The 25,090-nt window shown below is 62.1% G+C and carries 16 protein-coding genes and 1 riboswitch; of the genes, 9 read left to right on the top strand and 7 right to left on the bottom strand.

Features of this window, described 5'->3' with window-relative positions:
- Positions 1-13: 13 nt before the first annotated feature.
- A complete protein-coding gene (locus GM655_RS12465; protein WP_155435012.1) occupies positions 14-484 on the bottom strand; it encodes a Spy/CpxP family protein refolding chaperone in 471 nt (156 codons plus the stop codon).
- Positions 485-732: 248 nt separating this feature from the next.
- On the opposite strand from GM655_RS12465, the gene GM655_RS12470 reads away from it, so the two are divergent.
- The 7 genes from GM655_RS12470 (at position 733) to GM655_RS12500 (ending at position 13,365) form a co-directional block, all read left to right on the top strand.
- Complete coding sequence (locus tag GM655_RS12470) at positions 733-2,124, top strand: efflux RND transporter periplasmic adaptor subunit (protein WP_155435013.1); 1,392 nt, start codon at positions 733-735, stop codon at positions 2,122-2,124.
- Complete coding sequence (locus GM655_RS12475; protein WP_155435014.1) at positions 2,124-5,234, top strand: efflux RND transporter permease subunit; 3,111 nt, start codon at positions 2,124-2,126, stop codon at positions 5,232-5,234. The genes GM655_RS12470 and GM655_RS12475 overlap by 1 nt, the downstream gene beginning before the upstream one ends.
- Positions 5,231-8,512, top strand: coding sequence for an efflux RND transporter permease subunit (locus GM655_RS12480; RefSeq protein WP_371866797.1), 3,282 nt, complete (start codon positions 5,231-5,233; stop codon positions 8,510-8,512). The genes GM655_RS12475 and GM655_RS12480 overlap by 4 nt, the downstream gene beginning before the upstream one ends.
- The gene (locus tag GM655_RS12485) at positions 8,509-9,945 is read left to right on the top strand and encodes an efflux transporter outer membrane subunit (RefSeq protein ID WP_155435015.1); all 1,437 of its coding nucleotides are present in this window, start codon (positions 8,509-8,511) and stop codon (positions 9,943-9,945) included. Before GM655_RS12480 ends, GM655_RS12485 begins: the two co-directional genes overlap by 4 nt.
- 122 nt (positions 9,946-10,067) lie before the next feature.
- A complete protein-coding gene (locus tag GM655_RS12490) occupies positions 10,068-12,206 on the top strand; it encodes a S46 family peptidase (protein WP_155435016.1) in 2,139 nt (712 codons plus the stop codon).
- Positions 12,206-12,847: a nicotinamide riboside transporter PnuC gene (gene pnuC, locus GM655_RS12495; protein ID WP_155435017.1), complete on the top strand. Its 642-nt coding sequence runs from the start codon at positions 12,206-12,208 to the stop codon at positions 12,845-12,847. The genes GM655_RS12490 and pnuC overlap by 1 nt, the downstream gene beginning before the upstream one ends.
- On the top strand, positions 12,844-13,365 hold the full coding sequence (locus GM655_RS12500; RefSeq protein ID WP_155435018.1) for an AAA family ATPase: 522 nt from the start codon (positions 12,844-12,846) through the stop codon (positions 13,363-13,365). Before pnuC ends, GM655_RS12500 begins: the two co-directional genes overlap by 4 nt.
- Before the next feature lie 67 nt (positions 13,366-13,432).
- Here the strand turns inward: GM655_RS12500 and GM655_RS12505 are convergent, their stop codons facing one another.
- From GM655_RS12505 to GM655_RS12515, 3 genes are all read right to left on the bottom strand, one after another.
- On the bottom strand, positions 13,433-15,580 hold the full coding sequence (locus tag GM655_RS12505; protein ID WP_155435019.1) for a TonB-dependent siderophore receptor: 2,148 nt from the start codon (positions 15,578-15,580) through the stop codon (positions 13,433-13,435).
- 55 nt (positions 15,581-15,635) lie between these two features.
- Positions 15,636-15,734: riboswitch (TPP riboswitch) on the bottom strand.
- Between the two features lie 64 nt (positions 15,735-15,798).
- On the bottom strand, positions 15,799-20,241 hold the full coding sequence (locus GM655_RS12510) for a cadherin-like domain-containing protein (protein ID WP_155435020.1): 4,443 nt from the start codon (positions 20,239-20,241) through the stop codon (positions 15,799-15,801).
- A gap of 17 nt (positions 20,242-20,258) precedes the next feature.
- Positions 20,259-20,825 (bottom strand): carbohydrate binding domain-containing protein, encoded by a 567-nt coding sequence (locus GM655_RS12515; protein WP_155435344.1) that lies wholly within the window; start codon positions 20,823-20,825, stop codon positions 20,259-20,261.
- 249 nt (positions 20,826-21,074) lie between these two features.
- On the opposite strand from GM655_RS12515, the gene GM655_RS12520 reads away from it, so the two are divergent.
- The gene (locus GM655_RS12520) at positions 21,075-21,581 is read left to right on the top strand and encodes an Imm26 family immunity protein (RefSeq protein ID WP_155435021.1); all 507 of its coding nucleotides are present in this window, start codon (positions 21,075-21,077) and stop codon (positions 21,579-21,581) included.
- On the opposite strand, the gene GM655_RS12525 is transcribed toward GM655_RS12520, so the two are convergent.
- From GM655_RS12525 to ompR, 3 genes are read right to left on the bottom strand one after another with little or no spacing between them, the layout of a single operon-like run.
- Positions 21,568-22,302 carry a hypothetical protein gene (locus tag GM655_RS12525; protein ID WP_229632544.1) on the bottom strand — a complete coding sequence of 245 codons (735 nt, stop codon included), beginning with the start codon at positions 22,300-22,302 and terminating at the stop codon, positions 21,568-21,570. The genes GM655_RS12520 and GM655_RS12525 overlap by 14 nt on opposite strands.
- Positions 22,299-23,651 carry an ATP-binding protein gene (locus tag GM655_RS12530; RefSeq protein ID WP_371866821.1) on the bottom strand — a complete coding sequence of 451 codons (1,353 nt, stop codon included), beginning with the start codon at positions 23,649-23,651 and terminating at the stop codon, positions 22,299-22,301. The genes GM655_RS12525 and GM655_RS12530 overlap by 4 nt, the downstream gene beginning before the upstream one ends.
- Before the next feature lie 17 nt (positions 23,652-23,668).
- The gene (ompR, locus tag GM655_RS12535) at positions 23,669-24,436 is read right to left on the bottom strand and encodes an osmolarity response regulator transcription factor OmpR (RefSeq protein ID WP_155435023.1); all 768 of its coding nucleotides are present in this window, start codon (positions 24,434-24,436) and stop codon (positions 23,669-23,671) included.
- 223 nt (positions 24,437-24,659) lie between these two features.
- Here ompR and GM655_RS12540 point away from each other — a divergent pair, with 223 nt between their 5' ends.
- The gene (locus tag GM655_RS12540) at positions 24,660-25,007 is read left to right on the top strand and encodes a hypothetical protein (RefSeq protein WP_371866798.1); all 348 of its coding nucleotides are present in this window, start codon (positions 24,660-24,662) and stop codon (positions 25,005-25,007) included.
- Positions 25,008-25,090 lie beyond the last annotated feature (83 nt).

Consider the following 25,090-nt stretch of genomic DNA (forward strand, 5'->3'; position numbering starts at 1 on the left):
AGGCCGGCGGGGCTTAGCCGCCGTGGTGACGACGCTCGTGCATGTGGTTGAGGCGCTCGGCCAGTTTCTGGCGCTGGGTAGGCGTCAGATTGTCGCCGATGTCGGCCAGCAGTTTGACCACACGGATCGATGCCTGGTCGGCCAGGGCGATGCCACTGGCGCGGGTTTTCTCCAGCTCCGCGCGGTTGATGGTTGGCGCGGCCAGCAGGCTGGTGACCTGCTTGTGGATCTGGAATAGCTGCTCGTGCATAGGCTTGAGATCGTCCATGGCGGCTTTCATCAGCGGCTCGATCTTGGCTTTCTGCGCATCGGTGGCATCGACTTCTACATACAGGTGCTTGAGCATGCGCTCCATGTGGTCGCCGGCAGCCATGGCTGGCCCGTGGCCGCCCATATGGCGTTCGACAGCGTAAGCGCCCAGACCGACGGTCAGGGTAGTCCCCAGCAGGAAGGCGGCAAGGGTCTGGCGGTTAAAAATACTCATGTTCTCTCCTCATTTGGATAATCGGGAAACGACGAGATCAGTGTGCGCCAGCCATGTGTATAGGGCATGTCGCAATGGTAAAGATATGTAAAGCACACGTAGTAAATTGTGAGCAAAGTCCTTGATTTGTAGCGAGTTTGTATCGGCAGGGCCTTGCTGGCACACAGCTGATTTTTGCTGTGCTAGAGTCCTCGCATCGATCGTCATGGCGGCTTTGCCATGGCTATGCACGCCAATTAAGGACATCAATGGATACCCAGAACAAGACCGTGATTCAGGAAACCCCAGCGCGCCGTTCGCGCCTGCTGGGCAGCGTCATTGCCGTTGCTGCGATGGCAGGGCTGGGCGGACTGGCGTGGTATCTGACGCACCAGCCGGCCGCCAGTCCTGCTGGCGCCCCCAGTGCTGCAGGTGCTGCGGCACCAGCCGGTCCTGGCGCTGCGGGCGGGCCCGGTGGCCCTGGCGGGCGGCGTGGTTCCGTCACCACGGTAGGCGTAGCCACGGCGGAAAAGGCCGATCTGCCCGTGACGCTGGAAGCGCTCGGCACCGTGACGGCAGCGGCCACCACCACCGTGCGGCCGCAGGTGTCGGGCATCTTGCAGCAGGTGCTGTTCAAGGAAGGCCAGATGGTGAAAGCCGGGCAGGTGCTGGCGCAGATCGATGCGCGCCAGTTCGAGATGGCTTTGCTGCAGGCTTCCGGCCAGCGGCAGCGCGATGAGGCGCAGCTGGAAAATGCCAGGCTGACGCTGGAGCGCTACCGCACCCTGTTGGGACAGGATTCGATCGCGCGGCAGGACGTGGATACGCAGGCTGCACTGGTCAAGCAACTGGAAGGCACGGTGATGACGGACCGCGCACAGGAAGGCACGGCCAAGCTGAATCTGGGCTACACCAAGGTGGTCGCGCCGATTACAGGGCGGGTGGGTCTGCGCGTGGTTGATGTGGGCAATCTGGTAGGCGCGAGCGACGCGGGCGGCATCGCCGTGATTACCCAGTTGTCGCCTATCGATGTGGAATTCTCGGTGCCGCAGGACAACGTGCCGACGCTGATGCAGCAGGTGAATGGTGGTGCCAGCCTGACGGCGGTGGCGCTCGACCGTACCCGCACCAGCGTGCTTGAAAGCGGCAAGTTCTCGGCCATGGATAATCAGGTGGATGTGCAGACGGGTACCGTCAAAGCCAAGGCGCGCTTTGCCAATGCCAAGTCGGCGCTGTTCCCCAGCCAGTTCGTCAACTTGCGGCTGGAAATGCGCACCATCAAGGGGGCCGTGATGGTGCCGGTGACGGCTGTGCGCCATGGTGCGAATGGCGATTTCGTGTATGTGCTCAAGGCTGACAAAACCGTGACCGTGCGACCGGTTACGCGTGGCCATGCTACTGCCGAGAAGGTGCAGATCGCCAGCGGCCTGCAGGTGGGCGAACAGGTGATTACGGAAGGGGCGGACCGTCTCAAGGAAGGCGCCAAGGTCACGCTGCCCGGTGCCGGCGGCGGCCAGCGCGGCGGCGCCGGTGGCCATGCATCGGCTGCTGGCAGTGCTGCTGCCTCCGCAGCCGCATCGGGTCAACCAGCGGCAGGTGCCGAAGCAGCTTCGGGGCAGGGTGAGCGCCGTCACCGCAAAGATCAGGGCGCAGCACAATAATGAGCCCGTCCGCCCCCTTTATCAAACGACCGGTAGCGACTTCGCTACTGATGCTGGCTATCGTACTGGCAGGCTTTGTCGGCTTCAAGTTCCTGCCGCTGTCGGCGCTGCCGCAGGTGGACTTCCCCACCATACAGGTACAGACGCTGTATCCGGGCGGTAGCCCGGAAGTGATGGGGCAGACCGTCACGGCGCCACTGGAACGCCAGTTTGGCCAGATGGCGGGCCTGCAGCGCATGAGTTCTACCAGTGCTGCCGGCGTCTCCATCGTCACCCTGCAGTTCGGTCTGGGCCAGACGCTGGACGTGGCCGAGCAGGAAGTGCAGGCTGCCATCAATGCGGCGGCCTCGCTGCTGCCGACCGATCTGCCGGCGCCGCCCGTATATGCCAAGGTTAATCCGGCTGATGCACCTGTGCTGACGCTGGCGATTACGTCGGACACCATGCCGCTGACGGAAGTGCAGAACGTGGTGAATACCCGTCTGGCGCTGAAAATTTCGCAGGTGTCGGGCGTTGGGCTGGTAACCCTGAGCGGCGGCCAGCGTCCGGCCGTGCGCATACAGGCTGATACCAACGCGCTGGCATCGTATGGCCTGGGTCTGGATACGCTGCGCACGGCAATCACGGCAGCCAATGCCAACGGTGCCAAAGGCAGCTTCGATGGCCCCACCCGCGCCTATAGCATCAATGCCAACGACCAGCTAGTGACAGCCAGGGATTACAAGGAACTGATCCTCGCCTACAAGAACGGTGCGCCCGTGCGTCTGACCGACGTGGCGACGGTGAAGGATAGCGCGGAGAACGTGGAGCTGGGGGCGTGGTCCGGTAATGCTCATGGTCTGCAGCAGGCCATCATCCTGAATGTGCAGCGCCAGCCCGGCGCCAATGTGATCGCGACGGTGGATGCCATCAAGGCGCGCCTGCCGGAACTGCAGGCCGGCCTGCCAGCGGCCATGAAGGTGGATGTGCTGAGTGACCGCACCACCGGCATACGCGCGTCAGTGGAACACGTGGAACTGGAACTGCTGCTGGCCGTGGTGCTCGTGGTGCTGGTGATTTTCGCCTTCCTGCACAGCCTGCGCGCTACCGTGATTGCCAGCCTGTCCGTGCCGATTTCGCTGATCGGCACCTGCGGCATCATGTATCTGCTCGGGTATAGCCTGAACAATCTGTCGCTGATGGCACTGACCATCGCCACCGGCTTTGTGGTGGATGACGCTATCGTGATGATCGAGAATATCTCGCGCTACATCGAAGAAGGCGAGAAACCGATGGCGGCGGCGCTCAAGGGCGCTGCGCAGATAGGCTTCACCATCATTTCGCTGACCGTGTCGCTGATCGCCGTGCTGATACCGCTGCTGTTCATGGGCGATGTGGTGGGGCGTCTGTTCCGCGAGTTCGCCATTTCGCTGGCCATCACCATCCTGATCTCGGCCGTGGTGTCGCTGACGCTGGTGCCGATGATGTCGGCACGCTGGCTGAAGAGCCATGCCGAAGAAAAGCCCAACCGCTTTGCGCTGCGTTTCCAGCAGTTCTTCGACGATGTGATCGCCCATTACGACCGCGCGCTGGTGTGGGTGCTGGACCACAGCGGCCTGACCCTGCTGGTGGCACTGGGCACGCTGATGCTGACAGTACTGCTGTATGTGCTGATCCCCAAAGGGCTGTTCCCCACGCAGGACACGGGCCAGTTGCAGGCACGGCTGGAAACGGGCAAGGCGGTTTCCTATGCCCGCATGGCCGAGTTGCAGCAGCAGGCTGCCAAACTGATACTGGAAGATCCGGACGTGGGGACGCTCAGCTCCGTGGTCGGTGTGGATGCGGCGAATAACACCATGCTGCATACGGGGAGTATGCTGATCAATCTGAAGCACGAACGCAGCGGCAGCCAGCAGCAGACCATGGACAGGCTGCGCCAGCGCGTGGCGCAGATACCGGGCCTGACGCTGTACCTGCAGCCGACACAGGATCTGACCATCGATGCGGAAACGGGGCCGACCCAGTTCCGCGTATCGGTGGAAGGGGCCGACAACGCCACTGTGAACGAGTGGGCGACCAAACTGGCGGAGCAGATGCGCACCAAGGCGGAACTGCGCAATGTGGTGTCCGACGTCGGTGCCAGCGCCAATGCAGCCTATGTGACGGTGGACCGTGACAGTGCTTCGCGCATGTCGATCACGGCAGCTTCGATTGACGATGCGCTGTACAGCGCCTTCGGGCAGCGCATCGTTTCCACCATTTTCACGGAGACCAACCAGTACCGCGTGATTCTTGAAGCACGGCGCGATGATATTGCCACGCCGTCCGATCTGGGCAATCTGCAGGTCCGCACGGGTTCCGGCAAGGCCACGCCGCTATCGGCCGTGGCCAGCATCAGCGAACGTGCTGCGCCGCTGCAGGTCACGCACGTGGCGCAGTATCCGGCCACCACGCTGGGCTTCGATACGGCAGCCGGCGTTTCGCTCGGCACGGCAGTCGACAGCATTCGTCAGGCGGCGCGTGAAATCGGCTTCCCGCCGTCTGTCACGCTGACCTTCCTCGGTGCTTCCGGCGCCTATCAGGCATCGCTGTCCAACCAGCTATGGCTGATACTGGCGGCAGTGGTGTGCGTGTACATCGTGCTGGGCGTGCTGTACGAAAGCTATATCCACCCGCTGACCATACTTTCGACGCTGCCTTCGGCCGGTGTGGGCGCCTTGCTGGCGCTGCTGGTCAGCGGACAGGATCTGGGTGTGATCGGCATCATCGGCATCATCCTGCTGATCGGTATCGTCAAGAAGAACGCCATCATGATGATCGACTTCGCCATCGAGGCCGAGCGCGAAGAAGGCAAGGCGCCGCGCGCAGCCATCCATCAGGCGGCGCTGCTGCGCTTCCGGCCGATTCTGATGACCACACTGGCCGCGCTGTTCGCAGCCGTGCCGCTGATGCTGGGCTGGGGCGAGGGCGCCGAACTGCGCCGCCCACTGGGCCTGGCCATCTTCGGTGGCCTGATCGTCAGCCAGTTACTCACGCTGTTCACCACGCCGGTGATCTATCTGGGCTTCGACAGCCTGGCGCGCCGCTTCGGCCGCGGCAAGGCGGCTTTGCCTGAAGGCGGTGCCTCGTGAACCTGTCGTCGCCCTTCGTCAAACGGCCCATCGCCACCGTCCTGCTGACCTGCGGGCTGGCGCTGGCGGGCATAGGCGCGTTCTTCGTGCTGCCCGTGGCGCCGCTGCCGCAGGTGGACTTCCCCGTGATTTCGGTGAATGCCAATCTGCCCGGCGCCAGTCCTGCCACCATGGCATCGAGCGTATCGACCCCGCTCGAGCGCCATCTGGGCGTGATTGCCGGCGTCAACGAAATGACGTCGCAATCGAATACGGGTTCGTCCAGCGTGACGCTGCAGTTCGATTTGAACCGCAACGTGGATGCGGTAGCGCGTGAAGTGCAGGCGGCGATCAACGCCAGCCGCGTCGATCTGCCGGCCACCTTGCGCAGCAATCCTACTTACCGCAAGGCGAATACCTCCGGCATGCCGGTGATGATTCTGGCCCTGACCTCCAAGACCAAGACGCCGGGCCAGATATTCGACGCCGTGTCGAATACGGTGCTGCAGCGCCTGTCGCAGGTAACGGGCGTAGGCGACGTGGAACTGGGCGGCAGTTCGCTGCCTGCCGTGCGGGTGGAACTCAATCCGTATGCGCTCAACCGTTACGGCCTGGCTATGGAAGACGTGCGGGCGGCGATACAGGCTACCAATGCCAATCGTCCGCGTGGCGCGCTGCAGGGCAATGGCCGCCGTTTGCAGATTTATACGGAATCGGCCCACGCCACGGGTGGCCGCAGTGCGGCCGACTACCGCAATCTGGTAGTGGGCTGGCGCAATGACACGGCGATCCGCCTGCAGGATGTGGCACAGGTGGTGGACGGGGTAGAGGACCAGAACAATCTGGGCCTGTTCAACGGCCAGCCGGCGATCGTGGTGATTTTGCGTTCGCAGGCGGGGGCGAATGTGATCGAGACCGTCGATAGCGTGCGTGCGCAATTGCCGCTGCTGCAGGCGCAACTGCCATCCGATGTGAAAATCGAAGTGGCATCGGACAGCACCAATTCGATCCGCTCCTCGCTGCATGAGATCGAAATCACGCTGGTGATCTCGGTGCTGCTGGTGGTGTTCGTGGTGAGCGTGTTCCTGCGCAGCCTGCGCGCCACCGTCGTGCCGGCCGTCGCCACCGTGGTGTCCCTGCTCGGTACTTTCGGCGTGATGTATCTGCTGGGCTTTAGCCTGAATAATCTGTCGCTGATGGCGCTGACCGTGGCGACCGGTTTTGTGGTCGATGATGCGATCGTGGTGCTGGAAAATACCACGCGCCATATCGAGGCAGGCATGGACCGCTTCAAGGCAGCGCTGCTGGGTGCACGCGAAGTGGGCTTTACGGTGCTGTCCATCAGCCTGTCGCTGATCGCCGTATTCATCCCGCTGCTGTTCATGGGTGGCCAGTTCGGCGCGCTGTTCAAGGAGTTTGCCATCACCTTGTCGGCGGCCGTGATGATTTCGCTGGTGGTGTCGCTGACTACCACGCCGATGATGTGCGCATGGCTGCTCAAGCCGGGCCAGACCCATGCTGCGCCGGGACCGATAGCGCGCTTCTTCGAGCGGGGTTTTAACGCCATCCTGAAGGGTTACGAGCACAGTCTGGACTGGGCGCTGTCCAGCGTCTGGCTGGTGATGCTTAGTCTGGTGTTCGTGATCGGGCTGAATTTCTACCTGTTCGCTGCCATCCCCAAAGGTGGTTTCCCGCAGCAGGATACGGGACAGATCAGCGGCGGCATCCGCGCCGACCAGAGCATTTCGTTCCAGGCCATGCAGGGTAAGCTCAAGCAACTGGTCAACATCATCAAGGATGATCCCGACGTGGCCACGGTGGTGGGCTTTACGGGGGGGCGGCGCGCCGGCGGCGGCTTCATGTTCATCAACCTGAAACCGGCCAGCCAGCGCACTGTGGCAGGGCAGGCCGTGATTGCCCGCCTGCGGCCCAAGCTGGCCAAGGTGACGGGCGTGAGCCTGTTCCTCAGTCCCGTGCAGGATTTGCGCGCTGGCGGACGGCAGGCCAATGCCAATTTCCAGTACACGCTGAAGAGCGACAATCAGGCTGACCTGAAGAAGTGGGCTAGCCGTCTGGCCGAGGCCATGAAAACCCAGCCTGCACTGACGGATGTGGATACCGATCAGGCGGAAAACGGGGTGGAGACTTTCGTCACCATCGACAAGGCCAGCGCTTCGCGTCTGGGCCTGTCGGCCAAGGATATCGATAATGCGCTGTACAACAGCTTCGGCCAGCGGCAGGTAGCTACCATCTACAGTGAACTGAACCAGTATCACGTCATCATGGAAGTGCCGCGTGAATATGCCCGTAGCCCGGAAGCGCTGAAGGATGTGTATGTGCCGTCCAAAGGGCTGCCTGCGCCAAGTGCCAGCAATCCTAACGGTGCGCCGGTGGCGCAGACGGTGACCACCAGTGCCGGCGGCAAGACTACCACCACGGCCAGCACCACACCGGCCAATGTGGCGGCACCGGCCGTCAAGGATGCTTCGTCCGGTTCTGCGCTGAGCACCAAGGCCACGACCATGGTGCCGCTTTCGGCCGTCGCCACGTTTGCTGAAGGTTCGACGGCGACGGCCATCAACCATCAGGATGGCGAGCTGGCGACCACGATAGCTTTCAATCTGCAGCCGGGCAAGAGCCTGTCCGATGCGGCCGCACAGATCAAGGATGCGGAAGCGGAAATCGGCATGCCGACCAATGTACGCGGCAGCTTCCAGGGCTCGGCCAAGGCAGCGCAGGACAGCAACAAGTCGCTGCCGCTGCTGATTCTCGCCGCCGTGGTGGTGATCTACATTGTGCTGGGCATACTGTACGAAAGTCTGGTGCACCCAGTCACCGTGCTGACCACCTTGCCCTCGGCCGGTGTGGGGGCCGTGCTGGCGCTGCTGATCTTCAAGATGGAGTTCTCGACGATTTCGCTGATCGGCATTTTCCTGCTGATCGGCATCGTCAAGAAGAACGCCATTCTGATTATCGATTTTGCACTGGAAGCCGAGCGTTCGCGCGGGCTGATGCCGCGTGAAGCCGTACGGGAAGCCTGTCTGCTGCGCTTCCGTCCTATCCTGATGACCACACTGGCGGCCGCACTGGGCGCGCTGCCGCTGGCCATAGGCTTTGGCGAAGGTTCCGAATTGCGTCAGCCGCTGGGCGTGGCAATTATCGGCGGCCTGATTGCGAGCCAGATCCTGACGCTGCTGACCACACCTGTGGTCTATCTGCTGATGGACAAGCTGCGCCGCCGCAGCCCATCCGAACAACACCTGAGCCGCGTGCATGATGCGGCGCCGAGCACACCATGAGCCTACACACTACTACTCTCCGTTTAACTTCAATGGCGCTGGCCGTGCTGGCAGCCTTGCTGGCCAGCGGCTGCGCTGTGACGCCGGTCTACCACACGGCCAGTACGCCGCAACCGGCAGCCTACAAGGAAGCCGCCAGTACCGCGGAAAAGACTGCTGCCGGCTGGACCGAAGCGGTACCGGCCGATATGCTGGAACGCGGCCCATGGTGGCAGCTCTTCGCTGATCCCGTGCTGGACCAGCTGGCTGCCAGCATCGAGGTATCCAACCAGAACGTGGCCGCAGCGGCGGCCAACTATGCGCAGGCGAGGGCGCTGGTGCAGCAGCAGCGCGCCAGCCTGTTCCCCAGCGTGAGCCTGACGGCCAGCGATACGCGCTCGGGCGGTGGCGACAAGACCCCGACGGCCAATCAGTACCGCGCCAGCATAGGCGCTAGCTGGGAGCCCGATATCTGGGGCAAGCTCGGTGCCGGCGTAGACAATGCGCAGGCCAGTTTGCAGATCAGCGCCGCCGAACTGGCGGCAGCGCGATTGTCGTCGCAAGGCGAACTGGCCACCAACTATTTCTCGCTGCGCCAGACCGATGCCCAGAAAGCGCTGCTGGACGCCACGGTGGAAGGCTATGCGCGCGTTCTGCAGATTACCAAAAACCGCTTCGACGCAGGGCTGGCCGCACGTTCCGATCTGCTGCAGGCTGAGACCCAGCTGGCCAATGCCCGTATCGACCAACTGACACTGACGCGCCAGCGCGCCACACTGGAACATGCGATCGCCGTTTTACTGGGCAAGGCCGCCAGCGATTTCAGCCTGCCAGCGGCCGAATGGAAAGTGGTGGTGCCCGATGTGCCGGCCGGTGTGCCATCCACACTGCTGCAGCGCCGCCCTGATATCGCCGCCGCCGAGCGACGCGTGGCGGCGGCCAATGCGCAGATCGGCATCGCCCGCAGTGCCTACTTCCCGTCGCTCAATCTGACCGGTAGTTATGGCTATGCGGCAGCCAGTTCGGCGGGGCTGTTCAATGCGTCCAACAATCTGTGGTCGCTCGGCCTGTCGGCGGCGCAGACGCTGTTCGATGCCGGCGCGACCAAGGCACGGGTGGCCGGTGCCGAAGCCCAGCGTGATGCCGCCATTGCCCAGTATCGCCAGAGCGTGCTGGCGGCGTTTGCCGATGTGGAGAACCAGTTGGCCGCCACCCGTGTGCTGGCGCAGCAGCAGGATTTGCGCAAGGCGGCATCGGCTGCGGCAGATCAGGTGGAAGCGCAGATGCTGAACCGCTACCGCGCGGGGCAGGTCAGCTACAGCGAGGTGGTGACGGCGCAGAATACGGCGCTGACGGCGCGCCGTGCGCTGGTGCAGGCGCAGGCCGACCGCCAGACGACTGCCATCGCGCTGATCCAGTCGCTAGGCGGCGGCTGGCACGTGCCGGCGCCATAGGCCGGAGGGCGAATTTCTGGCCGCAAAGCGGCTAGAAATCAGGCTTTGCGGGCTTAAAAAGACCACTCATTCGGCGCAAGAAGGAATATACTCCCGCCAGAACTTAAACCGGGGTATAAATCTTGTTAAAACATCTGCTATTACCCGCTGCACTGCTAAGCGCATTTGCGGCACAGGCCGACGAAGGCCAGTGGCAACCCTACCAACTGCCACAGTTGAAATCCGAATTGAAGCGCGTCGGCATCACGATTCCGGCCGAAAAACTGGCCGATCTGTCCAAGCACCCTATGAGCGCCATCGTTTCGCTGGGCGGCTGCTCGGCTTCGTTCGTGTCCGACGCCGGTCTGGTGGTGACTAACCACCACTGCGCTTATGGCGCCATCCAGCGCAATGCGACGCCCGAACACAATTACATCGTTGATGGCTTTTTAGCCAAGACCCGTGCAGAAGAACTGCCGGGCGGTCCGAACACGCTGGTGTATGTGACCGATAAAGTAGAAAACGTGACCGAGCGCGTGCTGAAGGACGTCAAGCCCGGCATGTCGGGCAAGCAGCGGCACGAAGCCGTGGATAAAGCCATCAAGGCCCTGATCGCCGAATGCGAAAGCGATAAGTTCTATCGCTGCTCGGTGCCGGCCTTCCACCGTGGCCTTGAGTACTACCGTATCCGCCAGATGATGATCCGCGACGTGCGTCTGGTGTACGCGCCGGCCGACATGATCGGCAATTTCGGTGGTGATATCGACAACTATGAATGGCCACGTCAGGGCGGCGATTACTCCTTCCTGCGCGCCTATGTGGGCAAGGATGGCCGTCCGGCTGATCCGTCGCCGGACAACGTGCCGTATCACTCGAAAGATTTTCTGGTGGTGTCGGCGGCAGGCCTGAAGAATGGTGATCCGGTGCTGCTGGCCGGTTATCCGGGCCGCACCAGCCGCTACAAGCTACCGTCGGAAATCCGTGCAGCGCGTGACGCCGCCTATCCGGCCCGTGTGGCCGAGATACAGGCCGATCTGGACGTGATTGCTGCCGCCACCAAAGGCAATGCTGCCGCTGCCGTACGCTACGCCAGCGTCGACAAGAGCATGAACAACGTGATGAAGAAGACCCAGGGTCTGCTGGACGGCTTCGCACGCAAGGACATCGCTGCCATCAAGGATGTGCAGGATGCCGAGTTCCGCGCATGGTATGGCAAACAGCCTAACGTGTCGAAGACCCTGCTGGCCGAACTCGATAGCGTGATCGCGGCCGATCTGGCCCTGAGCGACGAAGAATTCGGCTACAGCGTGGCCACCACTTCGGACCTGCTGAAGAGCGCCATTACGCTCAACCGTCTGGCACGCGAAAGCGCCAAGCCGGATGGCGAACGCGAATCGGGCTACCAGCAGCGTGACCTGAGCTTCATCAAGGCCCGTCTGAACCGTCTGGAACAGTCGTTTGTGGCCAGCGTGGATCAGGCCCGCTTTGCGGCGGCCCTGCAGCGCTATGCCAAGCTGCCGAAGTCCATGCACGTGACGGATCTGGACAGCCTGCTGCCGGCGGTCGATGCCGTGCCAGCCCTGTACACCCGCACGGAACTGGGCGACACCGCCAAGCGTCTGGCATGGGTGGGCAAGGATGCTGCCGCCATCAGCGCTGCGGACGACGCTTTCGTTCAACTGGCGATCAAGCTTGATGGCGTAACCCAGTCGCTCAAAGAGCGCCGCAAGGAGCTCGATGGCAATCTGGAACGCGTGATCCCGCAATACATGCAGGCCGTGATCGCGTGGAAGAAATCGCAAGGCAAGCCAGTTTACCCTGACGCGAATTCGACCCTGCGCGTGACCTATGGCACGGTATCGCCATACTCGCCGAAAGACGGCATCACCAAAGGCCCGTTCACTACGGTGGAAGGCATCGTCGAGAAGCACACGGGTAAGGATCCGTTCAACGCGCCGCAGAAGCTGCTCGATGCCATCAAGGCCAAGCGCTACGGTCAGTTCAAGGATGCTGTGCTGGGCACCGTGCCGGTCGATTTCCTGACCAGTGCCGATACTACGGGCGGCAATTCCGGTTCGGCGGTGATGAACCGCAAGGGCGAACTGGTGGGCCTGAACTTCGATTCGACCTATGAATCGATTACCAAGGACTGGTACTTCGACACGGCCATCACGCGCGCCATCCACATGGATATCCGCTATATGCTGTGGGTGATGAGTGAAGTCGATCACGCTGACAACGTGCTCAAGGAAATGACCATCAAATATCCGGCCAAAAAGTGATGGAGCAACTTGCTGTTCTGCTGGGAGTCGCCTACACGCCATGGAAACTGGCGGGACTGGCGACGACCCCGCTGGAGCTGCTGTCCTTCCTGCTGTCCGTGGCCACGGTGTGGTTCAACATCCGCCAGTCCCACTGGGGCTGGCTGTTTGCCATCATCTCTTCGGCCACCTACGGGCTGGTGTTCTTCGGTTCGCGCCTGTATGGTGACATGGGGCTGCAGCTAGTGTTTATCAGCGTCTCGATCTATGGCTGGTATCAGTGGCTGCATGGCGACGATAGCCATGAACGGCTGCCAGTGACGGAGCTGAGCACGCGCGGGCGCTACATCGCTGCGGCAGCATGGCTGGGTGGCTTTGCCGTACTGGCGTGGTTCCTCAAGTCGTACACCGATACCGATGTACCGAATTCCGACGGCTTCTTGACGGCCGGCAGTCTGGTAGGCCAGTTACTGCTGTCGCGCAAGAAGATCGAGAACTGGCATGTGTGGATCATCGTCGATGTGCTGTATGTGGCGCTGTATCTGCACAAGCATCTGGTGCTGACGGCGATACTGTATGCCGTGTTTGTCGGCATGGCGGTGCTGGGTCTGCGCGCATGGCGCGGCGACGTACCGGCCAGTGGCCGCATGGCGCTGGAATGAGGGCGGCCACGCCGCTGCGCATTGCCATCCTGGGCGCAGCATCCTCCGGCAAATCCACGCTGTCGGCAGCGCTGGCCCAGCGTTACCAGACCGTGTGGGTGCCGGAATACCTGCGCGAGTTCGTCGATGTGCAGGGCAGGGTGCCGCGCTCGGAAGACCAGTTCCACATCGCCAGCACCCAGCGTGCACGCGAGGAGCTGGCCGCTGGCCGCGCCCACAAATATCTTTTTTGCGACACCACGCCGCTGATGACGCTGATCTACAGCCGTTACTATTTCGGCGGCGAAGATGCATCGCTGGCTGCGCTGGCGGCCAGCCACCAGCAGGATTACGATCTGACGCTGGTCACGGCGGCCGATATTCCATGGGTGGCCGATGGGCTGATGCGCGAATGCCCCGAGGTCAGCGTGACCATCAACCGCATGCTGCTGGACGAACTGGCAGCCCGTGCAATCCCTTATCTGCTAGTGTCGGGCGATCCCGGCCAACGACTTTCTCAAGTAGCGCAGCATCTATGAAGTGACGAATAGTACGCGATTTGGCACGCGCAGCGAAAAATGTAACGCTGCGCGTGCCGGTCCTGTTTTACAGGTCGAACTGGGCCGACACGCGCAGCGTGCGGCTGGCGCCCGGCATCAGGTAGCCGCCCAGATCGGGCGTGACATCGCGCCAGTAGAACTTGTCCAGCGCGTTGTCGACACTGGCGCGCAGCGTGACTGGCGTGTTGCCCACGCGGGTGGCATAGGCACCGCCCAGATTGAGCACGTGGTAGGACGGCACGAACACCTTGTTCTCGCTATCGAAGGCTTTCTTGCCTGAGTACTGCCAGTTGGCGCTCAGCGACAGGCCGGCGACTTGCGGCACGGCGTAGTCGGCAAACACGCTGGATTTGAAAGCCGCCACGTTGGTTACGCGCTTGCCATCGAGGCTGGCCACGCCCGTATCGTGCTGCTGGGTGTTGAGCGCAGTGGCGCTGGCGCCCACGCTCAGTGCACGGCTGACGCGGCCATGCAGCGCCATTTCCAGACCGCGGTTCTGCGCTTCGCCATTGCGCACATATTCATTCTGGGCCGAGGTGTATTCCAGACCTTTGCGGATCTGGAACAGTGCCAGCGTGGCGTTCAGGTCAGGATGCACGTCGGCTTTCACGCCCACTTCCACCTGTTTGGATTTGTTCGGTGCCAGTGCGCGGCCCTGATTGATAGTGCCCAGCGGTGCGACGCCGCCGTATTCCAGACCTTGTGCCAGCGAGCCATACACCGACACATTGCTGCGCAGCGCGTACACCAGCGCGACATTCGGCAGCCAGTAGCCGGTGTCGGTATGGGCATATTGCAGTGCCACGCCGTTGTCGTCGGCCCCCACGTATTCGTCACGCTTGATCTGCACATAGCGTGCACCCGCGTGCAGTTTGAGCTGCTCGGTCAGGCTTGCCACATCCTGCGCGAACACGGCGCGGTCCAGCGTGTGGCGGCGTTCCGAGACGGGGCCGCTGCTACCTTGCGCCGGAGCGACCACGATAGGGTGGTAGATGTTGCTGTAGGCCGTGCCGTCCTTGCCGGCCTGGGTGTACAGATAGTCGCCCCATTTTTCGCTGTTACGTGCCAGCGAAGCGCCGAACGTCACAGCGTGGTTGATGCCGGCGCTGACGAAGCGGCCTTGCAGCAGCGCCTGCACGCCGAACGGGGATTTTTTCTCGCCCAGACTCTTGTAGTCGTACACGTCGAAATCGCCATTGCCGCAATAGCCAGGATACAGGCCTTGTGCGCCGCAGCCGTAAGGGAAGGCGGTGTAGTCGTCACGCTTGAACTGGTGCTGGTTGGCGCTGATGCTGGCGTTCCACTCTGGCGAGAAGCTGTAGGCAAAGCGGGCGCCCAGATTGCTGCTGGTGGTTTCCACCGGACGGCTCCATGGCTGGTTATTCAGCATGGTGTCGGCCGCGACCACGGGCAGGGTGGTGTTGTTGAGTAGCTGGAAGCCCGGTGCGGTGACCTGGGCTTTCTTCTGGATGTCGCCATCGATCTGCAGCAGGGCTTGCGGCGAGATCTTGAAGTCGAATGCGGCCGCAGCGAATTTGCGGTTGCCATCGGCGCCCTTGATGTAGGAGCGCAGGCGTTCGGCGGCCAGATTGACGCGGTAGCCGAAGCGCGCGTCGTCAAAGCGGCCACCCAGATCGACCGTGCCGTACAGGTTGCCGCGTTCGCGCTCTTCCAGTATCACAGTGCGCAGCGTCTGTTCGGTCGGGCGCTTGGTCACATAGTTGATCATGCCGCCCGGTGCGGACACGCCGGCCTGCAGGCCGGACAGGCCTTTCAGCACTTCGATGCGTTCCTTGTTCTCCAGCGGGATCTGGTTTTCGCCCGGTATCGCCATGCCGTCCTTGCGGTAGCTGGTGGCGTTATCGAGCTTGAAGCCGCGGATCGAGAACTGCTCGGAGTAGCCGACCGCGTTGTAGGCGTCGCTCAGGCTGGCGTCGTAGCGCGCGGCGTCGGTGGTGGAGTGGATCTGCAGGTCCTGCATCTGCTGGGCGCTGATGACGTTGACGCTAGCCGGGGTTTCCAGCAGCGGCGTATCGCTGAAGCCGGCGACGCTGGCGCGGTTGAGCTGGGCCTTGCTGGCCGTAACCAGCACTTCAGGCATGCTCTGTTCGGGGCTATCGGCATAGGCGCTGACAGGGAAGGCAAGGGCGATCGCGAGGGCGAGCGGGCTGGCGGCAAATTTGGTGGTGGTCATATGGACTCTCTACTTGTTCGGCTGGATGCCGTGCGGGAGAGTCATCAAAGGAGGGGAGAACTACTTTGCGCTTTCCTTCGCTGGCATTATCCAGATCAGGTACGAAGGGTATCTCTCACCCGGACACAATGGCCCAGGACCCCTAGCGAAAGCGAGAGTGTAACACAGAAGGCCGGGCGCCCACATACTGGCTGTTGTGTGGACGCCCGGGCCTGCGCTTATCCGAACACGTCGGGCACGGGATCGGGAACCCCTACCGTTCTCATGGCGGATATGTCAAAGCCTAGCAAGCTGAACGGGGTTAGCGCGTCATGGCTGTCGATACCACGGTGGGCATGGGTGAACGACTTGTAGACCAGATCGACACTATTATTTGCTGCCTCGCTGTTTTCGATGGCGCTGGTAAAGGCCGCATTGAAGAAATACTCGTCAACCAGCACAGGCTTTTCGCGAGACGGGACCAGGGTATAGGCCTCGATCTGCACATTGGTACCGGTGCCGCTGCGCAGATCGTTGATCAGTTTGATCAGCGCGGCGCTTTGCCCCAGATCGAGCTGGACGCTGTCCGGCTGGGCTTTGCCGACGGCAGCGCCGCTGCCTTTGAGGTAGGACGTCTCGGCCGTGAAGCCGAAGCTGAATCCGCTCAAAGGTACCCAGCCGTCGATACCATCGACATGCATGTAATAGTATAGCGGTGTACTGCTGGCGATTTGCGGATCGAGTTTGTGCAGATCTGCATCGGCGCCGCCATCGACGCTGCCGCCTGACGGCAGGACGTCGTTCATTTCGGCGACATTCCAGACAAAGTGGAAGGGTGTCTTGTTCGGTATGCCATCGCGGGTCAGCGGTGTGAGAGCTTCATCGACCGCCTTGTAGACAAAGCTGAGGTGATTACTGGTGCTGCCATCGGCGCCGGCGCTGGTCTTTACAGCCGTGGCAAAGACGCTGCTGAAATTGAATTCCTGAACCACCGCTCCGCGCGCGGGATCGCCTGCATAGGCTTCGATCTCGACTCTATCGAGCTGCGTGCCCCGCAGCAGGCCCATGGTAAACGCCGACTGCGCTACACCACTGCCCAGCGTCAGTTCGAACGCCTCCGGTAGCGGCTTGCCGACGGAAGCGCCGCTGCCTTTGACCCAGCTCGTTTCGGCGCTGGCGCCGAAGGAGAAGTCATCGAGCTTGAACCAGGTATTGCTGGTGCCGCCGTCGGTGATGCGCATAAAATACGTGAGTTCGGTGCCGGGCTCGACGTTGGGAGGTGCTGGCTTGGTCAGTGCTTCCGCTGCCATGTTGGGGGCGTCCACGACTCTGCGTTCGGCGAAGTCAAAGCCTGTCGACATGGGTGTCGTCAACTTGCCGGATTGATCGATGCCGCGGTGGGCGTGGGTGTACGATTTGTAGACCAGATCAACGCTGTTGTTTGCCGCATCGCTGTTTTCGATGGCGCTGGTGTACGCCCCCTTGAAGATGTACTCGTCGACCAGCGCAGCTTGTTCGCCAGTTCCGTTGCGGGCGTAGGCCTCGATCTGCACATTGGCATTGGTGCCGCTGCGCAGATCGTTGATCAGTTTGATCAGCGCGGCGCTTTGCCCCAGATCGAGCTGGACGCTGTCCGGCTCGGCTTTGCCGACGGCAGCGCCGCTGCCTTTGAGGTAGGACGTCTCGGCCGTGAAGCCGAAGCTGAATCCGCTCAAAGGTACCCAGCCGTCGATACCATCGACATGCAGATAGTAGTCTAGCGGTGTGCTGCTGGCGATTTGCGGATCGAGTTTGTGCAGATCTGCATCGGCGCCGCCATCGACGCTGCCGCCTGACGGTAGGACGTCGTCCATCGTGGCGACATTCCAGGCAAAGTGGAAGGGTGTCTTGTTCGGTATGCCATCGCGGGTCAGCGGTGTGAGTGCTTCATCGACCGCCTTGTAGACAAAGCTGAGGTGATTACTGGTGCCGCCATCGGCGCCGGCGCTGGTCTTTACCGCCGTGGCAAAGACGCTGCTGAAATTGAATTCCTGAACCACCGCTGCGCGCGCGGGATCGCCTGCATAGGCTTCGATCTCGACTCTATCGAGCTGCGTGCCCTGCAGCAGGCCCATGGTAAACGCCGACTGCGCTACACCACTGCCCAGCGTCAGTTCGAACGCCTCCGGTAGCGGCTTGCCGACGGAAGCGCCGCTGCCTTTGACCCAGCTCGTTTCGGCGCTGGCGCCGAAGGAGAAGTCATCGAGCTTGAACCAGGTATTGCTGGTGCCGCCGTCGGTGATGCGCATAAAATACGTGAGTTCGGTGCCGGGCTCGACGTTGGGAGGTGCTGGCTTGGTCAGTGCTTCCGCTGCCATGTTGGGGGCGTCCACGACTCTGCGTTCGGCGAAGTCAAAGCCTGTCGACATGGGTGTCGTCAACTTGCCGGTTTGATCGATGCCGCGGTGGGCGTGGGTGTACGATTTGTAGACCAGATCAACGCTGTTGTTTGCCGCCTCGCTGTTTTCGATGGCGCTGGTGTACGCCCCCTTGAAGATGTACTCGTCGACCAGCGCAGCTTGTTCGCCAGTTCCGTTGCGGGCGTAGGCCTCGATCTGCACATTGGTATTGGTGCCGCTGCGCAGATCGTTGATCAGTTTGATCAGCGCGGCGCTTTGCCCCAGATCGAGCTGGACGCTGTCCGGCTGGGCTTTGCCGACGGCAGCGCCGCTGCCTTTGAGGTAGGACGTCTCGGCCGTGAAGCCGAAGCTGAATCCGGTCAAAGGTACCCAGCCGTCGATACCATCGACATGCAGATAGTAGTCTAGCGGTGTGCTGCTGGCGATTTGCGGATCGAGTTTGTGCAGATCTGCATCGGCGCCGCCATCAACGCTGCCGCCTGACGGTAGGACGTCGTCCATCGTGGCGACATTCCAGGCAAAGTGGAAGGGTGTCTTGTTCGGTATGCCATCGCGGGTCAGCGGTGTGAGTGCTTCATCGACCGCCTTGTAGACAAAGCTGAGGTGATTACTGGTGCTGCCATCGGCGCCGGCGCTGGTCTTTACAGCCGTGGCAAAGACGCTGCTGAAATTGAATTCCTGAACCACCGCTCCGCGCGCGGGATCGCCTGCATAGGCTTCGATCTCGACTCTATCGAGCTGCGTGCCCTGCAGCAGGCCCATGGTAAACGCCGACTGCGCTACACCACTGCCCAGCGTCAGTTCGAACGCCTCCGGTAGCGGCTTGCCGACGGAAGCGCCGCTGCCTTTGACCCAGCTCGTTTCGGCGCTGGCGCCGAAGGAGAAGTCATCGAGCTTGAACCAGGTATTGCTGGTGCCGCCGTCGGTGATGCGCATAAAATACGTGAGCTTCGTGCCCGGCTCGACGTTGGGCATGATGCCCTTCAGGTTGCCGGTAGGCGGGGTGTCGGTCACGCCATTGACCACCACCGCAACATGGGCCGTGCTGCTGCCACCATGGCCGTCACTGACCGTGTAATCAAAGCCGTCGGTGCGATGCTCGCCGCTGTTCAGGGCCTGCAAGGCTAGCGCCGCGCGCGGATCGTAGCTGAACGCGCCATTGCTGCTGAGCGTTACCGTGGCACCCAGCGTGGTGGTATAGGTGCCGGGATTGCTCACCACCAGTGTATCGCCATCCTTGTCGCTATCCTTGCCGCCATTGCTGCCATCGAGGACATTGCCGCTGACGACAGTGTTTTCATTGGTGCTGGCTGTATCGGCGAGCGCCACGGGCGCGTCGTTGACGGGTTTGATGGTCAGGCTGACGCTGGTGCTGTCGGAATTGTCCTTGCCATTGCTGGCGTGGTAGCTGAAGCTGTCGTTGCCGTTGTAATCGGCATCGGGCTGGTAGACAAAGCTGCCGTCCGCGTTCAGGATCAAGGTGCCATGGCTGGGCCCTTGCTCGAGCACGGCCGTGAGCGATTGGCCATTCGGATCCTGATCATTGGCCAGCACGCTGGCATAGCTCTGCTGCGGCGCATCTTCGTCCAGCGTGTAGCTATCGGCATCGGCATGGGGCCGGGCCAGCGTGAAGCTGATGGCATGCAGCAGGAAATCGCTGCCATGTTTGCTGCCGCTGGTGAAACTGCTGGTACCGAAACTGCCATCGGCATTGTTATAGGCACCATAGGCAAAGCTGCCGTCCGCACGCTGGGCACCCGCACTCAGTTCGATGCTGCGGAAATTCTGCTCGCTGTTGAATTGCACCAGTTGGTTGCCGCTCAGGCTGTCTGCCGTGATGTAGCGTTCGTCCACCAGATTGCCTTGCGCGTCAAGCAGGCGCAGCCGCAGCGCTTCCGCGTAACCAGTACCTTCATCGTTGGCAAAGAAGGATGCGAGATTGAGCGTTACGGCCTTGGCGGCCTCGGCCAGATTGAAGCGCAGCACCTCATGGCCGTCGACTTCCTGCTTGATGTTGCTGGTAGCCAAGGACACGCCGCTGACACCCAGATCACCGCGATAGATATCGCCGCCGGCCAGCGAGGAAGCCAGCAGGTCGGTATATTTGAGCGCGCTCCAGGCTTCGGCTGCATTGCCTGCATCGGCTTTGTGTACGGCAGTGACGCCGCTGTAGGACCAGGCATTGACCCACTGGCCGCCAGCACCGGTCTGGCTGACAGGGGCGTTGCCCAGGCTGATGATGCGGTCGAGCGGCGTGCCGCCCACGGTGACGGATACGGACATGGCGAACTCCTGTGCGGTTAGCTACGGCGGCGCTGTAAGGCTAGCAGGCCCAGACCTGCGCCCAGCATGAGCCAGCTGGCGGGTTCGGGAATCGACGGGACCACGGCGACGTTATCGAGCAGCCAGAAGGTTTCGTCATGACGCAGCTTGAATGCCAGCACGGTACTGGCGCTGTCGGCCGTGAACTGCACCGAGTATTTGGTGTAGTCGCTGGCGGCTTTGTCCTGGAATAGCCAGATGCTGTGGTCATTGCTCAGCACTTCAACGGAATTGATGGTGCTGTTGTTGTTCACGCTGCCCCCGAGATTGGCCAGCCAGAAGCTGACGATGTAGTTGTGGCCGGCATCGGTGGCTAGCGTCTGGCTCAGGGTGGCGGCGCTGCCGCTCTGGCCGAAGACGGCGCCGTAGCTGCCATCGTAGGGCAGATCGGTGGCCACCAGATTGTGGTCCGGGTCGCCGCTGAGTGTCCAGCCGCTAAAGTCGCCTGTTTCGAACCCGGCATTGCTGATGGAAGGGGCGGCCTGTGCGCTGGCCACGGCCAGTGCGAGCGCAGCGCCCGAAAGAGATTGCAGGAAAGTCTTCATGCTACTACCCCTATATAGTTATAAAAATTACACCAAGCGCTGGTATTCTGCGCCGATCTGCCCGCTTTTTCAGCAGATTTTTGACGTCAGTGGCCAAATGTTAAAGAAATGCCACGTAATTCCTTGGGGTAATTCCCCGGGGGAATTTCTGCGCTGCGTGAACTGGCGTGCGCCTTATATGGGCCGCTGTGATTACACTCGATGCAGGTGGGGCAACGGCCCCGCAACGGGTGCAAAGAAAGGGGCGGGATGAAGCCATCCTATCGTGAAGGCAGCTGGTTTGCTGTACCACTACTCGATGGTGCTTATTGCTGGGGCATGGTGGCGCGGCTGGCGCCGGCCAGCAAGATCATGCTGGCCTATCTGTTCGGGCCGCGCCTGCCGCAGCTACTAACGGTTGAACAGCTCGACCTTTTCGCGCCGCAGCAAGCGCTGCGGATTCTGCGCGTGGGCGATATGGCGCTCGCTAGCGGCCACTGGCCGGTACTCGGGCAGAGCCAGCACTGGCAGGCGGCAGACTGGCCTATGCCGCAATTCCTGCGCCGCGCCCATGGTCTGCAGCGTGCGTGGCGCGTGACGTATGCTGACGCGGATCCCAGCCGCACTGAACGGGAAGAGGCCGTGCCCTATGACACGCCGGGGCTGGAAACGGATTCACTGTTCGGCTATGGTTCGGTGGAATTGCTGCTGACCCGGCTGCTGGCAGACAGCGTGCCGCAGCATGGTGCTGCCGAGCCGGATGCTAGGGGCAGCTGACATTCCACGCCGCGTATTCGCCGCGGTGCTTGCGCACGGCCACGCGCACGCGCGTGTCGCGGTCGCTATCGAACACCAGGGTAAACATTTTGGCGGCGCCATCCGCAGCCGCGGCCGGTTCGATCGCGCTCAGCGTAAAGGGCAGGGCGCGCTGGCGTATGCATTGCGAGTTCCCGGCCAGTAGCAAACGGGCGCGCTGCAATAGCTCGGCGTGCTGGCGCAGTAGCGCCACCACATCGTCGGGCGGCACGCTGGGTTCCATCAGTACCGTGTGCGCCACTGCCGTGCAGATGGTGTTGGGACGGGCCAGCCAGACCTGCCAGGTCGGGGGCTGGGCTGCCGGTTGCCAGCGCGTGTCCGCCTTGGCGCTGGCATCGTAGATATAGCTGGAACGGATCTGGCGGCACAGGTCCACGGCGGAATGGCGCGGTGCGCTGTCGACGCGGGCGATGACCTGCCATGGCTGGCCACGGCGGCGCGAAATCTCGAACGCTGGCGCGAACAGCGGTGCGACAGGGCGGGCGCCGCGTGCCTCGCTCAGTGCCAGTTGGCGGTAGTAATCATCGAAACTGCTGCGCTCTGCCTCGGTCGGTTCGCGCTGCTGCAAGGGACTGGCGGCATCTTTGCCGTCGGCGCTGGCGGCCGCCAGCAGCATTGCGGACAGGCATAGCATCAGCACGCGGCGCGGCCCTGCGTACTCGTTACGGATAGCCTGCGTCATACTGCCTTCATGCTGATCTGGACCTGCAGGCCGCCGCCTTCGCGGTTGCGCACCTGCAGTTCGGCGCCATGGCGCTGGATCACCCGTTCGACGATGGCCAGACCGAGGCCGGCACCGTTGGCCTGGCCGCGTGCCGCGTCGAGACGCGTGAACGGTTTCAGCAATTGCTCGATCTGCTCGTCCGGCACGCCCGTACCGTGGTCCTGCACTTCGATCACGACGCGGCGCGCTGCATGGCTGCCCTTGAAGCTGCAGCGGATATCGATCTCGGTGACATCGCTGCCCGGCGTCTTGCCGTAGCGGCGAGCATTTTCGATCAGGTTGTTGATGACGCGTTTGAGATCGGTGGCATTGCCCATGGCGTGGGCGTCTGCCGTGATTTCGGTGTGGATACGCACATCAGGCAGACGCTCTGCCTCATGCGCGGTTTCTTCCAGCAGGGCCGACAGGTCGATGTTGGTGAAGCTGGAAGCTTCCGTCGGTTTGGCGTAATCGAGGAACTGGCCAATGATGTCGTCCATCTGGCCGATGTCGGACTGCATGCCTTCGCGCGCTTCTTTCGACAGGTCGGCCATTTCCACTTCCAGCTGCATGCGCGCCAGTGGCGTGCGCAAGTCGTGCGATATGCCGGCCAGAATCACGGCGCGGTCCGATTCCACCTGCTGCAGTTGCACCACCATCTGGTTGAAGCTGCGGTTGGCTTCCATGATTTCGGCCGGTCCTTTTTCCGGCAGCGGCGCCGGCCGCCGGCCTTGCGCAAATGCGCGTGTGGCCTGCGTCAGGCGGCGCAGCGGCAGGTTGATCAGGCTGGAGATGAAGGCCGCACCGATCAGCGACACCACCGATACCACGCTGGCCCAGCCCAGCCACTGTATGCCCGTCAGGCCGCGTATGCGCTCGCGTTCCAGCATCAGCCAGTAGGCGTCGTCATCGATCTTGAAGCTGACCCAGAAACCGGGCGTGCCGTTCACCTTGGACGAAAAGCGGGTGTCCGGCCCCAGTTTGGCGCGCACCAGTTTTTCGATGTCGGGCATCAGGGCATTGGCGGGCGGCGGCTCGACCTTGTCGTCATCCTCGAGCGTGAACACGCGTATGCCTTCGTTGGCCACCAGATCGAACAGCAGCTCGCGCCGCAATTCGGGCGCCGAGTGGGTCAGGGCGGCCTGGGTGATGGTGACCACCGAGATCACCTGCGAGGAAATCTGCTGGACTTGCGGTTCGTGCTGCACCACGCTGATCATGCCGACCCAGGCCGTCATGCTCAGTGTGGTGAGGGCGCCCAGCAGGAAGAAGGTGCGCCAGAACAGGCCACTTTTCAGGCTAGCCAGCCGGAGCGAGAAACGGGACATCATTACGCGGGCGCGCCTTAGCGCGGCTGACCCTCCGGTATGAAGACATAGCCGAGTCCCCAGACGGTCTGGATGTACAGCGGGCTCGATGGATCAGGTTCGATCAGCTTGCGCAGACGCGAAATCTGTACGTCCAGACTGCGGTCGAACACTTCGTATTCGCGTCCGCGTGCCAGTTCCATCAGCTTCTCGCGCGACAGCGGCTGGCGCGCGTGGCGTGCAAATACCTTGAGCACGGAGAATTCGCCCGTGGTCAGCGGCACTGTCTCGCCATTTTTCTTCAGCGTACGCGTGCCCAGATCGAGCACGAACTGGCCGAACTCGAACGACTGCGGGGTTTCCGATGGTGCACCCGGAATCTCGTCCGGGCCACGGCGGCGCAGCACGGCGCCGATACGGGCCACCAGTTCGCGCGGGTTGAACGGTTTGGGCAGGTAGTCGTCGGCGCCCATTTCCAGCCCGACGATGCGATCCACGTCTTCACCCTTGGCGGTCAGCATGATGATGGGGGTCTGGTCGCCCGCACCGCGCAGGCGGCGGCAGATTGACAGGCCATCTTCGCCGGGCAGCATCAGGTCCAGCACCAGCAGGTCATAGCGCTCGCGCAGCCAGAGCTTGTTCATGGCGGTGGCATTTTCTGCCGTGAAGACGTTGAAACCCTGTTCGGTCAGATAGCGGCGCAGCAGATCGCGCAGGCGCACGTCGTCGTCCACCACCATGATCTTGGCCTGATGGCCGTTCAGGTTGGCGGCGCTGTTGCTGGATTCAGTCGATAAACTAGTCATGTCCCTGCCAGATTTGTCATATTCATGTTGCTATGGTAACGTCATAATCGTTCCACGAAAATGCCTGATTAAAGGCATTACAAAGTGTTACAAACTTTACCCAATTGCTCTTACGGCGTCCGGTAATCCAGCATACACTCGGGACATAGATTCAGTCATTAGGAACGCCAAGATGGGCATCACTCACAAAAAAATGAACGCGGCAGCCAGCGCATATTTTTGCGTGCGATCCTCCGTCAGCGCTTTGCTGGCATGTGGCATGGTGTGCGCCGGTCTGGCCCAGGCGGCCGAGATGGGCGAAGGCCAGCACCGTGACGAAGGCCGTGGCGGTCCCGGGCGCGATATGTCGGCCGGTCGCGGGCAGGATGGCCGGGGCGGTGATATGCGCCAGATCGATCCGCGCAGCTACGAGGCACGCGCCGAAGAACAGCGCCGTGCCATGCAGGAAGCGGGCCGTAATGCTGAAATGAATCGCCGGGCCGGTCGTTTGACGCCCGATGAAAGGCGCGACCTGCGCCGCCAGATCAATGAGGCGGGGCAGGACATTTACGCCAACCCACCGCGGCGCTAATTCATCCCCGTTCGCCCCCATTCTTGCTGCATACTTATCAATGTATTATTGATATGTAGCAATTAGTTCACAATTATGCTTCC

It is taken from the genome of Pseudoduganella danionis, assembly GCF_009720775.1.
Taxonomy (GTDB): Bacteria; Pseudomonadota; Gammaproteobacteria; order Burkholderiales; family Burkholderiaceae_D; genus Rugamonas; species Rugamonas danionis.